The sequence below is a fragment of the Halomonas sp. genome (assembly GCF_031581305.1).
Classification (GTDB): Bacteria; Pseudomonadota; Gammaproteobacteria; order Pseudomonadales; family Halomonadaceae; genus Halomonas.
This window is the reverse complement of record NZ_JAVLBC010000086.1, coordinates 1-13,301: the sequence shown is the minus strand read 5'-3', so window position 1 is coordinate 13,301 and position 13,301 is coordinate 1. Positions and strand designations below refer to the sequence as shown.

12 protein-coding genes and 1 pseudogene are annotated in these 13,301 nt (G+C 66.1%); 7 read left to right on the top strand and 6 right to left on the bottom strand.

The genetic code is table 11. The annotated features are described in order from the left end of the window. The 3 genes from RI841_RS08915 to RI841_RS08905 all read left to right on the top strand — a co-directional run. Nucleotides 1-565, top strand: a 565-nt coding sequence (locus RI841_RS08915; RefSeq protein WP_310705242.1) for a U32 family peptidase, incomplete at its 5' end; no start/stop codon positions are given. Nucleotides 566-575: 10 nt separating this feature from the next. Further along, complete coding sequence (locus RI841_RS08910) at nucleotides 576-1,496, top strand: U32 family peptidase (protein WP_310705241.1); 921 nt, start codon at nucleotides 576-578, stop codon at nucleotides 1,494-1,496. Further along, complete coding sequence (locus RI841_RS08905) at nucleotides 1,493-2,239, top strand: anaerobic ribonucleoside-triphosphate reductase activating protein (RefSeq protein WP_310705240.1); 747 nt, start codon at nucleotides 1,493-1,495, stop codon at nucleotides 2,237-2,239. The genes RI841_RS08910 and RI841_RS08905 overlap by 4 nt, the downstream gene beginning before the upstream one ends. 130 nt (nucleotides 2,240-2,369) lie before the next feature. On the opposite strand, the gene RI841_RS08900 is transcribed toward RI841_RS08905, so the two are convergent. From RI841_RS08900 to hemN, 4 genes are all read right to left on the bottom strand, one after another. Beyond that, nucleotides 2,370-3,122 (bottom strand): ribonucleoside-diphosphate reductase, encoded by a 753-nt coding sequence (locus tag RI841_RS08900; protein ID WP_310705239.1) that lies wholly within the window; start codon nucleotides 3,120-3,122, stop codon nucleotides 2,370-2,372. Between the two features lie 75 nt (nucleotides 3,123-3,197). Next, nucleotides 3,198-6,440 (bottom strand): LAGLIDADG family homing endonuclease, encoded by a 3,243-nt coding sequence (locus RI841_RS08895; protein WP_310705238.1) that lies wholly within the window; start codon nucleotides 6,438-6,440, stop codon nucleotides 3,198-3,200. Between the two features lie 36 nt (nucleotides 6,441-6,476). Then, nucleotides 6,477-6,962 carry an SCP2 sterol-binding domain-containing protein gene (locus RI841_RS08890; protein WP_310705237.1) on the bottom strand — a complete coding sequence of 162 codons (486 nt, stop codon included), beginning with the start codon at nucleotides 6,960-6,962 and terminating at the stop codon, nucleotides 6,477-6,479. A gap of 224 nt (nucleotides 6,963-7,186) precedes the next feature. Then, nucleotides 7,187-8,572 carry an oxygen-independent coproporphyrinogen III oxidase gene (gene hemN / locus RI841_RS08885; RefSeq protein ID WP_310705236.1) on the bottom strand — a complete coding sequence of 462 codons (1,386 nt, stop codon included), beginning with the start codon at nucleotides 8,570-8,572 and terminating at the stop codon, nucleotides 7,187-7,189. Between the two features lie 477 nt (nucleotides 8,573-9,049). On the opposite strand from hemN, the gene RI841_RS08880 reads away from it, so the two are divergent. Next, complete coding sequence (locus tag RI841_RS08880) at nucleotides 9,050-9,511, top strand: Rrf2 family transcriptional regulator (RefSeq protein WP_310705235.1); 462 nt, start codon at nucleotides 9,050-9,052, stop codon at nucleotides 9,509-9,511. On the opposite strand, the gene RI841_RS08875 is transcribed toward RI841_RS08880, so the two are convergent. Together RI841_RS08875 and RI841_RS08870 are read right to left on the bottom strand one after the other, a co-directional pair. Next, a complete protein-coding gene (locus RI841_RS08875; RefSeq protein WP_310705234.1) occupies nucleotides 9,502-10,980 on the bottom strand; it encodes a HAMP domain-containing sensor histidine kinase in 1,479 nt (492 codons plus the stop codon). The genes RI841_RS08880 and RI841_RS08875 overlap by 10 nt on opposite strands. After that, a complete protein-coding gene (locus RI841_RS08870) occupies nucleotides 10,977-11,714 on the bottom strand; it encodes a response regulator transcription factor (RefSeq protein ID WP_310705233.1) in 738 nt (245 codons plus the stop codon). The genes RI841_RS08875 and RI841_RS08870 overlap by 4 nt, the downstream gene beginning before the upstream one ends. A gap of 188 nt (nucleotides 11,715-11,902) precedes the next feature. Between RI841_RS08870 and RI841_RS08865 the strand changes: the two genes are divergently transcribed. The 3 genes and pseudogenes from RI841_RS08865 to RI841_RS08855 all read left to right on the top strand — a co-directional run. Further along, complete coding sequence (locus RI841_RS08865) at nucleotides 11,903-12,175, top strand: hypothetical protein (protein WP_310705232.1); 273 nt, start codon at nucleotides 11,903-11,905, stop codon at nucleotides 12,173-12,175. An 86-nt stretch (nucleotides 12,176-12,261) separates the two neighbouring features. Beyond that, nucleotides 12,262-13,137 (top strand): cytochrome b/b6 domain-containing protein, encoded by an 876-nt coding sequence (locus RI841_RS08860; protein ID WP_310705231.1) that lies wholly within the window; start codon nucleotides 12,262-12,264, stop codon nucleotides 13,135-13,137. After that, nucleotides 13,121-13,301 (top strand): annotated as a pseudogene (locus tag RI841_RS08855) (molybdopterin-binding protein); the annotation flags it as partial. The gene RI841_RS08860 and the pseudogene RI841_RS08855, both read left to right, overlap by 17 nt.

The following is a 13,301-nucleotide window of genomic DNA, read 5'->3' as shown; positions in this document are numbered from 1 at the left end:
CTCCATCACCCAGGTGCGTGACCTGGCCCGGCAGAGCCCGGTGGAGCTGGAGGTCTTCGCCTTCGGCAGCCTGTGCATCATGGCCGAAGGCCGCTGCTACCTCTCGTCGTATCTCACCGGCGAATCGCCCAACACCCGCGGTGTCTGCTCCCCGGCGGCCCATGTGCGCTGGGAGGAGACCCCGGAAGGGCTGGAGTCGCGCCTCAACGGCGTGCTGATCGACCGCTACGGCGAGGGCGAGAATGCCGGCTACCCTACCCTGTGCAAGGGGCGCTTCGAGGTGGGGGGCGAGACCTACCACGCCATCGAGGAGCCCACCAGCCTCAACACCCTGGAGCTGCTGCCGGAGCTTCAGGAACTGGGCATCAATGCGGTGAAGATCGAGGGCCGTCAGCGCAGCCCGGCCTATGTGTCGAAGGTCGCCGGCATCTGGCGCCAGGCCCTGGATCGCCTGGAGCGTGCCCCCGGCCGCTTCCACGTCGAGCCCGCCTGGATGACCGGCCTCGGCGAGGTCTCCGAAGGCAGCACCACCACCCTGGGCGCCTACGAGCGCCGCTGGAAATAGGAGAGAGCCCATGTCCGCCACCCCCACGCTCCAGCTGTCGCTCGGCCCGGTGCTCTTCTACTGGACCCGCGAGCACTACGCCGACTTCTACCGTGAGGCCGCCGACTGGCCGGTGGACATCGTCCACCTCGGCGAGTCGGTCTGCTCGCGGCGCCGCGACATGAAACTCGACGATTGGCTGGGTATTGGCCGCGAGCTGACCCAGAACGGCAAGCAGGTGGTGCTGTCCAGCCAGACCCTGATCGAGTCCGAGGCCGACCTGCGCGACCTGCGCAAGCTGTGTGACAACGGCGAGTTCCTGGTCGAGGCCAATGACCAGAGTGCCCTGCAGCGCCTCTCGGCGGCAGGGCAGCCCTTCGTGGCCGGCGCGTCGCTCAACCTTTACAACCCGGCCACACTCTCAGTGTTGGCCCGCGTCGGCATGCAGCGCTGGCAGGCCCCGGTGGAGATGTCGAAGGATGACCTGGCGAGGCTACTGGCCGACTGCCGCGAGCAAGGGCTCGACGTCCCTTGCGAGGTGTTCGCCTACGGCCACCTGCCGCTGGCCTGGTCGTCGCGCTGTTTCACCGCGCGGCGCTACCAAAAGCCCAAGGACCGCTGCCGGTTCGTCTGCCAGAAACACCCGGAGGGCCTCGCCCTGCGTACCCAGGAGGCGTCCCAGGTATTCACCCTCAACGGTATCCAGACCCTCTCCGGCGCCTGCCAGGACCTGCGCCATGAGCTACCCGACATGGCCGAGATGGGCGTGGGCGTGGCACGCCTGAGCCCGCGCCCCGAGGGCATGGCCGAGGTGGTCAGCGCCTTCGATGCGGCCCGGCGCGGTGCGCTTCCCGCCCCCGACCCGCTACGCCTGGTGGACGCCGAGATCTGTGACGGCTACTGGTACGGACGGCCCGGCATGAACAAGACCCGCGGGGTGGCGGCGCCATGATCGGGCCGCTCCTGCGCCTGGAGCCGGCCGAGGCAGCCGACCTCCGCCTGCCCGTGGCGAGCCTGACCGCGTTGAGTACGGCGGACTTCCCCGGGCGCCGCGCCGCCGTGATCCATCTGCAGGGCTGCCCCCTGCAGTGCGGCTACTGCGAGGTGAGCGAGATGGCCGCCGCCCGCCGCGGCGAACCCGGCGAGTGGGAGGCGATGCGCGATTTCCTGGAGGCCCGACGCGATGAGCTTGACGCCGTGGTGTTCAGCGGTGGCGAACCTACCCTGCATATCGACCTACCGCACGCCCTCGAGCAGGCACGCCGGATAGGACTCGCCGTGGGGCTGCACACCGCCGGCCCCTATCCCGAGCGGCTGGAGCACCTGCTGCCGTGGCTTGACTGGGTGGCACTGGACGTCAAGGGACGCGGGCGGGACTTCGACCGGATCTGCGGTCGCCGCGGCATCTGGCAGCAGCATGCCCGCAGCCTCTCTCTGCTACTTGAGGGCGACACCCCCTTCGAGTGCCGCACCACGGTGCACTGGAAGGACTTCGTCCTTGAAGACCTCGAGCGCCTGGCCATGACCCTGGCCGACTGCGGCGTGCGCCGCTATGCCCTGCAGGTGGCCCGCACCGAGCGTTGCCGCGACCCCGACTACTGCCTGCCGGTGGCCGACGCCCCGCCCCCAGAAGCACTGGAGGCGCTGGTGCGTCGGCTGACGTCCCACTTCGAATGGCTCGAGCTGCGCCACTGAGCCCGGTGGCAATGTGTCTCTTCCAACGACAACGCCCCGGCTGCTTGTGCATCCCGGGGCGTTGGCATTGCGAAAACGGGTGTTCAGTTCGACTGGCCTGGGTTATCCACAGAGCCTAGGGAGAGCCTGCTTATCCGCACTTGGACCAGCCGCAGCCGGAGTAGCAGGTGGGACAGCCATCCATCATGATCAGCTCGCCGTTGCACTCGGGGCAGTAGCCGACCACGGTCGGGCCATCACCCTTGGCATGATCGGCATGCTGAGCCTTGCGCTCGGCCTGCTCGATCTCCTCGGGAGTAGGCGGCTGCCAGGGATGACCGCTGGCCAGACGCTGGGCATAGCGGCTGACCAGCTCTTCCACCGGTACCTGATTGCCGTCCTGGTCGAGGAAGCCGCGGCGATAGAGGATCTGCTGGATCGACCAGGCGATGGCCGCCACCTCGGAGTCGTGGAACATCGGCTTTCCCCAGCGGTTCATGCCGCAGCGCACCAGGCCCTTGTCCCAGGCCACCTTGCGCAGGTCGGCCACCGCCTGGGTAACGTAGCCGCCCCGAGCGGCAAGCGAGAGGCTGCGCATGGTGGCAGTGATCCACTGGTGCTCGCTGGAGAGCTGGCCGGAGGGGAAAAAGAACTCCACCGGACGTTCGATCACCACCCGCTTGCCGTTGAGCACGCCCTCCACGGGCATGAACGACACCAGCAGGTAGACCTTCTTGCGCCCCTCTGCACCGACGTAGGAGATCTTCTCCGACACAGCCTCCAGGGTACCCTCGGGGCGCGAGGGGATGCGCACCGTGAGCGGGTTCTCCTCAGCGAGCGGCGGCTCTTCCACCGCCTTCTTGACGCTGTAGGACACGATCTTGGAATTGATCTCGACGGCCATCAGGCGGCTCCTCCGGAAAGTTGTTGATTGGCGCTGGGCTTCCATCGCTCGAGGCTGATCCGGCAAGTGCCGTTATTACCACTTGCCATAGGTGCCTTCCTTCAGCCCATCATAGAGGTTCGCCGCGTTGTGCTCCTCGCCGTCGTAGATGACCTTCTCGTCGCCGGCCAGCTCCACGGTCTCGCCGTTCTCCAGCTCGAAGACGTAGGTGGTGTTCTTGAGGTCATCCTCGCGTACCAGCACGCCCTGGAAAGCTTCGGGGTTGAAGCGGAAGGTGGTGCAGCCCTTGAGCTTGCTGGTGTAGGCGTCGAGGTAGAGGTCCTTGAACTCATCGAAGGGAAACTCGGTGGGCACGTTCACCGTCTTGGAAATGGCCGAATCGACCCACACCTGGGCCGCCGCCTGCACCGCCACGTGCTGCTTCGGGCTGACCGCGTCGGCGGTGATGAAGTAGTCGGGCAGGTCGCTCTCCACGGCGTCAGCGGCGATGAAGTGGCGATAGGCCGCCAGCTCGAAGGAGACCACTTCGACCTGCTCCTTGGTCTTCTTTCCCGCCTGTATGACGTTGCGGAAATAGCGGTGTGAGAAGGAAGGCTCGATGCCGTTGGAGGCGTTGTTGCCCAGTGACAGCGAGATGGTCCCGGTGGGCGCGATCGAACTGTGATGGGTGAAACGCGCGCCATGCTCGGCGAGCTGCGACACCAGTTCCGGCTCCACCTCGGCGACCTTCTGCATGTAGCGGCTGTAGCGGGCGTGCAGGATACGGCCGGGGACCTTGTCGCCCACCTCGTAGCCGTCCTGCTTCAGCTCGGGGCGCTCGCGCATCATCCGCGGGGTGATCTCGTAGGCCTCAGCCAGTGCCGGCGCCACGCCCTTCTCGCGGGAGAGCTCGAGCGCCTGCTTCCAGCCCTCCAGTGCCAGGTTGCGGCTCACCTCCTCGGTGAAGGCCAGCGACTCGGGCGAACCGTAGGGAATCTTGAGCATGGTCAGGGTCGAGCCCAGGCCCAAAAAGCCCATGCCATGGCGGCGCTTGGCCTCGATCTCGCGGCGTTGACCCTCCAGCGGCAAACCGCTGATCTCCACCACGTTGTCGAGCATGCGGGTAAAGATGGCCACCACCTGACGGTAGCGCTCCCAATCGAAGCGCGGCTTCTTGCCGAAAGGGTCGATGACGAAGCGGGTCAGGTTGACCGAGCCGAGCAGGCAGGCACCCTCGGGCGGTAATGGCTGCTCACCACAATTATGAGCATGAAAACCGTTAGCATCAAAAGTATTAATACCGGATACCTGGACATCGTAAACCTCTTCGACACCCGCATCTTCATGGCCCACGACCCGGGCCACGAAGCGCTCGCGATTCATCTGTCGCTGGTACCCGTCCAGCAGGGAGTCCAGGTGAGCCTGCTTGTCACGGTCCCCGAAGCCAATACGCGAGGAAAATCGCGCAACGTTGGCACCAGTGATCACCAACTCGTGCTGAGGCAGAGTCTCGTATCCGCGATAACCGCCCTTGCCATCGGGCAGGTCACGCTTGGTGGCATGACGCCTGTCCTGATAGAGCATGGATATGATGCCGAAACGCTGCAGCATGCGCTGTACGGCTTCGAGGCGGGGAAGGTCAGACTGCGCCAGACGAACGCTGACGCCTTTCACTTGACTCCCCTGAACAGAACCATCCGCATCGAAGAAGCCACGCAGGAAACCGACATAACCGCTTGATGAAGATTGCTCAAGCTCAGGCGTGATCGCCTTGTTACCAGGCTGCATCCCCATCTCGAGTGCCAGATTTCGGAGTGAGGCCGTGGATAGACGGTACTCATCGCGACCACTGACCTTCTGCCAGCCGGAAAAGTCTGCACGATGTGGCAGGCTCCTGGCAGCCGTTTCTGCTAGAGCCATGACGGCACGCACACCCTCGGGAATTGAGCCATCGTCACCGTTGGCCACGGCGGCCCGCGGCCATACGGACAGGATGGCCTTGTCGTCCTTGAGCGTGCCATCGCCAATCAGCAGTCCCAGGAGGTATCCCTGAGCTTCATCGAGTTTGCCGCCCCAACCTGAGGCATCACGATGGTCGTTGAGCAATACACGGTCGCCCGCCTGCAGTTCTCCTGCGGCACACCACTCTGTCTCCGTACGATAACGGGTAAAGGCCGAGACCCGCCGGACCCGGTGATCACGGGTCAGCTTGAGGCTGTAGCCTTCAGCCGTGCGCAGTCGCACCACCGGCTTCTCTGCCGTAAGGAAGAATCCTTCCGGCCCGCTTTGGTGAGCCTCGCCATCGACCACGGCAGTGAAGGGGCGGCCGATCAATTGGGCAACCTGGCGCGGCCCCTGCGTAGTCTGTACCCAGGTATCTGCGGTCACACAGGGGTTGGTCGCCCGGATCTCCTCACAGAACCAGTTGTTGTTCATGCGGTTGACCTGGTCGATCAAGATGAAGCCCGGCTCGGCGAAGTCGTAGGTGGAACTCATGATGGTGTCCCACAACTCGCGGGCCTTGATCACCTCGACGATCCGGCAGGCCACGCGCCCCTCGGCATCGACGGTGTAGCCCTCCTCGATCACCGGCCAGTCGCGGTAGATCAATTCCTCCGCGCCGACATCATCCTTCTCGCCCTCGTGGAGCGGGAAGGCCAGCGGCCAGTCGGCATCGTGCTTCACGGCCTCCATGAAATCGTCGGTGATCAGCAGGCTGAGGTTGAACTGGCGCAGGCGTCCCGCTTCGCGCTTGGCCTCGATGAACTGACGCACGTCGGGGTGGCCGACATCGAAGGTGCCCATCTGGGCGCCACGGCGACCGCCCGCCGAAGCCACCGTGAAGCACATCTTGTCGTAGATATCCATGAACGCCAGCGGACCGTTGGTGCCGGCGCCGGCGCCGAACACGAAGGCACCCTTGTGACGCAGGGTGGAGAACTCGTAGCCGATGCCGCAGCCCGCCTTGAGGGTCATGCCGGCATCCACCACCGAATCGAGGATGTCATGCATGGAATCGCGGATGGTGCGCGAGACGGTGCAGTTGATCAGGCTCACCGCCGGCTTGTAGGCCTCGGCGCCGGCATTGGACATGATCCGCCCGGCCGGGATGGCACCATTCTCCAGCGCCCAGCGAAACTTCGGCAGCCATTCGTCGGCCTTGTCGCCCTCCACGGCAGCCAGGGCCCGCGCGACGCGCTCCCAGGTGGCGGCAACGTCCTTGTCCACAGGGTGGTCGTGACGGTCCTTGAGGCGATACTTGGCATCCCAGATGTCACGGGACGGCCCCTGCAGGGGCACCTCATTGGATGACTTCACTGCCTTGGTGGAAGTGCTCATTCGGATGGCTCCGGAAAAATCATTAAACGAAAAGAGTCAGCTCGTGTGTCGTGCAAGCTTCTCCAGGCGGACCAGCAGTTCCCCCAAGGGCCCCTGGGCCAGCCCCTCCTCGCGACTGTCGAGGAGGTTCTTGACCATCAGGCCCAGCTCGGTGTCGCCCTCGATCAGCAGCCGGCGCTGAAAGAACAGGCTGTCGGGATCCTCGCGTCGGGCAGCCAGGCAGAGGAACTCACGCCAGCCACCACGGATGGTGGCCTCGCCCGGCGCGTGGCAGAGCACCAGACGCTGCGCCTCGAGGCGCAGTGTCAGCATCACGCCGAGATCCTCGATGGACAGGCTGAGCCGGCGCCCCTCCAGGGCATCGAACTCGCCCTCCTCCAGCGGCTCGGCGAAGGTGCGATTGAGCACCGGCTCCACCAGCCGACGCTTGACGGTCAGCGGCACACAGGGGCCCAGGGTGCGAATCAGCCGGCTCGGGACGGGCGGTTGCGGGAGCGAAAGTAACGGTAACGGCAGGGGCATGGAGATTCTCCTGATGACGTCGGCGCGGCTGGGCCGCCGGATCGCTCATCCTAGGGGCCATCTAACCCCCCTGCACTGACATGCGTCAAGGCGGTGCCGGGACCGGGGACAGCGTCAGCTTTATACCATATATAGACCACTGTCCTGTCTCAAGCACAAGATGTGCAAAAATGTCACGGCGCCCGCGAAGGGCGCCGTGCCGGGGCTCGTGGCCGGGAGGGTCGTCAGACGGTACGGGAGTAGCGTCCCGGGCCGTGGCTCAGGTAGGCATCGAAGGCCATGGCGGCATTGCGCATCATCAACCGCCCGGCCGGCAGCACCGCGATGCTCCCCTCATCGATCGCCAGCAGGCCATCGTCCGCCATCTCCTCCAGTTCGGCGAGCGCGTCGGCGAAATAGTCGCGAAAGTCGATGTCGTGGTCCGCCTCGATCGCGGCGAAGTCGATGCGGCCATGGCACATCAGGGCGTTGATCACATCGCGGCGAAGAAGGTCATCGGCGTTCAGGCGATAACCGCGCATCACCGGCAGCCGCCCCGCCTCGAGGCGCGCCTGGTACCGGGCCGTCTCCTTGACGTTCTGGCTGTAGCTGTCGCCCACCTTGCCGATGGCGGTATTCCCCAGGCCGATCAGGTCGCAGTCGGCATGCGTCGAGTAGCCCTGGAAGTTGCGCTGCAGGGTGCCGTTCTCTTTCGCCAAGGAAAGCTCGTCCTCGGGCAGGGCGAAGTGGTCCATGCCGATGAAGACGTAGCCCGCCACGGTGAGGCGGCGGATGATCAGCTCCAGCAGCTCGATCTTGCGCTCCGGCGGCGGCATGTCCTCGGGGCGGATCAGCCGTTGCGCCTTGAACAGCTCCGGCAGGTGGGCATAGCTGTAGGCGGCGATGCGATCCGGCCGCAGGGCGATGATCTTGTCCAGGGTGGCATCGAAGCTCGCCACGGTCTGCAGCGGCAGGCCGTAGATCAGGTCGACGCTCACCGACTGGAAACCGGCCTTGCGGGCCGCGGCCACCAGCTCCACCACCTGGGCCTCGCTCTGGATGCGGTTGACCGCCTCCTGAACCCTCGCGTCGAAGTCCTGCACGCCGAAACTCAGGCGGTTGAACCCCAGGGCATGGAGCTCGTGGATCTGCTCGGGGGTGACGGTGCGAGGGTCCACCTCCAGGGAGAACTCCCGCGCTTCGGGCTCGGCGAAGTGGAAGGCAGCATCCAGCGCGGCCATCAGCTCGCCGAGCTGGTCGTTGCTCAGATAGGTGGGCGTGCCACCACCCAGATGCAGTTGGGTCATGCGCCGCGAGTCGTCGAATAGCGCCCCCTGGAGCTCGACCTCCCGCTTGAGCCAGGCGAGGTACTCTGCGGCCCGCTCGCGGTTGTGGGTGATGATCTTGTTGCAGGCGCAGTAGTAGCAGAGGCTCTCGCAGAACGGGATGTGCACGTAGGCCGACAGCGGCTTGGGCGTCGCGGCCCGGTTGCTGCGCTCGGCGGCAGCACGATAGTCGTCCTCGGCAAAGGCCGCCTGGAACTGCGGCGCCGTGGGATAGGAGGTATAGCGCGGCCCCGGGCGGTCGTACTTCTCGACCAGGGGACGGATGAACGGCAGGGTGTCTTGCATGATCGAATCGAGCCTCTGGAACCGTAAGGCGACGGCCGGAGCCACCACCGCATGGGCGAATTATGCCAGCCATGATCGGGCGCGTCGGTACCCTTCAAGGGATAGCTGACCCAGATCAAGCCGAGATAGAAGGCACCGTGGCCGCCGCCCGTTGGCGGCGCCAGTGCACCAGGCGCCACGCCAGCAGCAGCCAGGCCAGGCTCCAGCCGCCAGGAAGCGAGGTACCAGCCCGGCGGCCAGCGGAACGAACAGCACCCAGGCGGGATGCCGGTCGGTGCGGCGGGAGCCACCGGCTTGACCTGGATCACTGGCAATGAACCTTAATATGCATATAAATTACATCTTAATAGTGGCCTTACCAATCGCGTCGTCACGCGACCGAATGCCACAGTCGCGAATCAAACCTAACAGGCATGATGTTAAAATAAACGGTTTTCTCACCACGCCTTGCGAGGCGTCCGACACGCCGGGACTCCTATGCACCTGACCCGATTCACCGACTATTCGCTGCGCGTGCTGATCTACCTGGCCATCAAGGGCGAGCAGCGCTCGACCATCACCGAGATCGCCGAGCGCTTCGAGATCTCCCGCAACCACCTGATGAAGGTGGTGCAGGACCTCAACCACCGTGGCTACATCACCGCCATCCGGGGCAAGAACGGCGGCCTGCTGCTCAAGCGCGCCCCGGAGACGATCCCGTTGGGCGAGCTGATCCGCGACACCGAGCACGATCTGAACCTGGTGGAGTGCTTCGGCGACGACAACGAGTGCATCATCACCCCCGCCTGCCGGCTCAAGTCGATCCTGGCCGAGGCACTCGCCGCCTTTCTTGCCGTGCTCGACCACTACACCCTGGCCGACCTGCTCGGCCCGCAACGCCACGGGCTGATCCGGCTGCTGCATATCGAGGACCCGGTCCCGCCTTCCGCTCAGGCATAGGGCAGCAGCAGGCTAACCCGGGTGCCCTCCCCCTGGCGGCTGTGGATGGCCAGGGTGGTGCCGTGGCGCTCGCAGATCTCGCGCACGATGGACAGCCCCAGCCCCGAACCCTCGCCCTGCGCTGGGCTGCCCCGGATGCGATAGAACCGCTGGGTCACCAGTGGCACCTCCTCGGCGGCGATGCCGATCCCGCTGTCGACGACCGCCAGCCTGACACCTTCGGCCACCGCCTCGAGCTTGAGCCGGACCCACCCCCCGTCGGGGGTCGCGTGCAAGGCATTCTCGATCAAGTTCGACAGGGCGCGATCGATCAGGCCGAGATCCGCCACGACCCAGGGCAGTGAGGGCTCTCCGATCACCTCGAGGACGATCCCCAACTGTCGAGCCTGGCGCTGGAACTTGCCCACGATGTCGTGGGCGAGCTCCACCAGCGAGAACGGCTCGCACTGCAGCGGCCGATCGTAGGCATCGAGCCGGGCCTGGGTCGACAGCTGCTGGGCCAGCCGCGTCAGGCGATCGGCGTTGTCCAGGATCGCGCCCAGCGCCCTTCGCCGCTCCTCGGGAGATATCGCCTCGCGCTCCAGCAGCTGCTCGACATAACCACGCAGCGAGGTCAGCGGGGTGCGAAAGTCATGGGACAGGTTGGCGACTAGCTCGCGGCGCTGGCGATCGGTCTCGCTCAGGGCCGCGAGCTGGGCTTCGATGGTCCCCGCCATGTCGTTGAAAGCTCCCGCCAGGCGGCCAATCTCGTCATCCTGCGGTATGGCAACGCGCTTGCCATAGTCCCCCTCGGCGAAGCGCTGCACCGCCGTGGTCAGCTGCGAGAAGCGCCGCGTCAGAAGGGCGAACCAGAGCAGGCCAAAGACGCCGGAGATCAGCAGCGCCAGCAGGCCGGCGGCGACCAGGGTGCGGGTGATCGAGCTGGTGCGCAGCATGGCGACCATCGAAGCGTGGCTGGCTCTGTTGAGGTCGGCGTACAGGTAGCCGGGCCGCCGGGTCTCGCCATGGGTGATCCGCGCCACGGAGAAGACCCCGGGCCGCCCACCGCAGGGCGAAGTGGCCAGCACCGGCAGCATAGGATCTTCGCCGAGCAGGGTCTCCAGGGCGTCGCGCTCCACCCGGCGTCCCAGGCCGCAGGCCGACTCAGTGAAGTCGGCGATCACCGTGCCCCGGGCGTCGAGCACATACAGCGACAGCGAAGGGTTGATCGAGGCGATGTGTCGGGCGATCTCCCGGGCGGCGTCACTGTCGGCGCCGGCCTGCAGCCCCGGCCGCATGACGCGGGCGAGGTTGTCGGCCAGATCGATCGCCTGGCGCTGCTGGAGCTCGCGCCCCAGCTGGTCGAACTGGCTGATGGCGATCCAGGCGGTGGCCACCGACAGCAGCAGCAGACTGGTCAAGTAGACCACGGCGATGCGCGCATAGAGGCTGCGCCCCACACGCCCGATGCGCCGCAGCAAGGCGCTCATGCCTCCTGGTCCTCCGTCTCCGGATTGACGAAGCGATAGCCCACCCCCCAGACGGTCTGGATAAAGCGCGGCCGCGCCGGATCGACTTCGATCTTCTTGCGCAGGCGATTGATATGAGTATTCACAGTATGGTCATAGCCGTCGAATTCCTCACCCCAGACCCGATCCAGCAGCTCGCCACGGGTGAAGCCATGACCGGGGTGGCGGGCAAACAGCGACAGCAGTGCGAATTCCTTGCCGGTAAGCTGCACCGGCTGGCCGTCGAGAGTGACCCGATGCTGGTCGGCATCGATGACCAGCGGGCCGCAGACCAGCGGAGGGCTCTCGACGATCCCATCCTCTCCCTCCGCCTGGCGCTGCCCACGGCGCAGCAAGGCCTGAACCCGGGCCATCAGGATCGGCATATGGAAGGGCTTGGTGACGTAATCGTCAGCACCGAGCTCGAGCCCTGCCACCACATCGCGGATCGCGGCCTTGGCGGTCACCATCAGCACCGGCGTCCGGCTGTCGCGACGCCGCAGCAGGCGGCACACCTCAAGGCCGTCGATCCCTGGCAGCATCAGGTCCAGCATCACCAGGTCATAGGCGTTGCCTGGCGCCGCGACCTCCAGGGCCGCCAGGGCCGCCTCGCCGTCGGTGACCCAATCACAGCGATGGCCGGCCTCGGCGAGGCGCTCGCTGAGCAGCTTGCCGATCTCGGGGTTGTCCTCGACGCAGAGGATCCGGTAGAGCATGAGACGGGCTCCGAAGAAGGCTCGGTCTCTACTCTAGAGCGACCGAGCGATGGGTGCATCACGAAACCCTCACGCCAACGTCCCGGTTCCGTGATGATTTCGTGATGAATGGCCTCGGGGGGCTGGCTAGCGTGATAGGTGCCGTCACGGCATGTCGCCGGCGGCCAGACCATCACCGGAGGTGTGAGATGTTCAAGCCGACCCAACCCAGGACCGCCCTGTTCGCCATCCTGCTCGGCGCCCTGCTGCTGCCGACCGCCGCCCTGGCGGACCACCATGAGGACGCCATGCAGGAAGACGGAAGCATGGAGCAGGATGCCATGTCCGGCGAGGCCATGGGCGAGGAAGACGCCATGGCGGGTGATGCCATGAGCGAGGATGACGCCATGCAGTCGGAAGGCGACGACGAGATGATGATGGAGGACGAGGACTCGATGATGGAAGACGACAGCGAGATGTGAGGCTCGCCGCCACCTGACCGGCCGGATCGCGTTCCGGCCGGTCAGGCTTCTCCGCTCCGCTTCACCTCTTCGGGAGGGCCCTTCTCATGCGACGTCTCGGCGCCACCCGCCATGCTCCCCGGCCGATGCTGATCCAACGGCACTCGGCGTTTACCCGGCTGTGGCATTGGATCAACGCCATCTGCCTGGCGATCCTGCTGATGAGCGGCCTGCAGATCTTCAATGCCCATCCGGCCCTGTACTGGGGTCAGGACTCCAGCTTCGACGCCCCGGCGCTGTCGATCGGCGCCATGCGTACCGATGACGGCGCGCTGCGCGGCATCACTCGCATCGGCGACCTGCGCTTCGACACCACCGGCGTGCTGGGCGTCTCGGGACCACTCGCCGATCGCGAGCGGCGTGCCTTCCCCGCCTGGGCGACACTGCCCGGCCCCCGCTGGCTGTCCATGGGCCGGCAGTGGCACTTCCTCGCCGGCTGGGCCTTCGCGCCCCTGCTCGTGGCCTACCTGGTCTACCTGGTGGCCAGCGGCCAGCTGCGACGGCGCCTGCTGCCACGGCGCGACGAATGGCCGCGCCTCGGCCATGTCGTGATCGAGCACCTGCGGCTGCGCTTCCCGCGGGGCGAGGAGGCGCGCCACTACAACCTGCTGCAGAAGCTGGCCTACCTGATGGTGCTGTTCGTCGTCGCCCCGCTGGTGGTGCTCACCGGCCTGACCATGTCGCCGACCATGGATGCTGCCTGGCCCTGGCTGCTGGACGTCTTCGGTGGCCGGCAGAGCGCCCGCACCCTGCACTTCCTGGCCGCCGCCGCCCTGCTGGCCTTCTTCGTGGTGCATCTGCTGCTGGTGCTGGTCTCCGGCGTCGGCAACAACTTGCGCTCGATGATCACCGGGCGCTATGCCCTGCCACCGGACCATGCCCTACCGAAGAAAAAGGAGACGCGCGATGATGCATCCCACTGATCCCGGCCGCCGACGCTTCCTGACCCGCGGCCTGCTGGCCGGCGGCACACTGATGCTGACGGGCTGCGACCGGCTCTCGCGCAGCGACGCCATGCAGCAGCTGTTCGCCGCCAGCGAGGGCCTGACCCAGCGGGCCCACCGCCTACTGGCCTCGCGGGAGGCCC

Excerpts from the sequence above, each read along its gene's own strand:
- RI841_RS08910 (WP_310705241.1), top strand. The coding sequence starts at position 576 with ATGTCCGCCACCCCCACGCTCCAGCTGTCGCTCGGCCCGGTGCTCTTC.
- RI841_RS08905 (WP_310705240.1), top strand. The coding sequence starts at position 1,493 with ATGATCGGGCCGCTCCTGCGCCTGGAGCCGGCCGAGGCAGCCGACCTC.
- RI841_RS08900 (WP_310705239.1), bottom strand. The coding sequence starts at position 3,122 with ATGGCCGTCGAGATCAATTCCAAGATCGTGTCCTACAGCGTCAAGAAG.
- RI841_RS08895 (WP_310705238.1), bottom strand. The coding sequence starts at position 6,440 with ATGAGCACTTCCACCAAGGCAGTGAAGTCATCCAATGAGGTGCCCCTG.
- RI841_RS08890 (WP_310705237.1), bottom strand. The coding sequence starts at position 6,962 with ATGCCCCTGCCGTTACCGTTACTTTCGCTCCCGCAACCGCCCGTCCCG.
- hemN (WP_310705236.1), bottom strand. The coding sequence starts at position 8,572 with ATGCAAGACACCCTGCCGTTCATCCGTCCCCTGGTCGAGAAGTACGAC.
- RI841_RS08880 (WP_310705235.1), top strand. The coding sequence starts at position 9,050 with ATGCACCTGACCCGATTCACCGACTATTCGCTGCGCGTGCTGATCTAC.
- RI841_RS08875 (WP_310705234.1), bottom strand. The coding sequence starts at position 10,980 with ATGAGCGCCTTGCTGCGGCGCATCGGGCGTGTGGGGCGCAGCCTCTAT.
- RI841_RS08870 (WP_310705233.1), bottom strand. The coding sequence starts at position 11,714 with ATGCTCTACCGGATCCTCTGCGTCGAGGACAACCCCGAGATCGGCAAG.
- RI841_RS08865 (WP_310705232.1), top strand. The coding sequence starts at position 11,903 with ATGTTCAAGCCGACCCAACCCAGGACCGCCCTGTTCGCCATCCTGCTC.
- RI841_RS08860 (WP_310705231.1), top strand. The coding sequence starts at position 12,262 with ATGCGACGTCTCGGCGCCACCCGCCATGCTCCCCGGCCGATGCTGATC.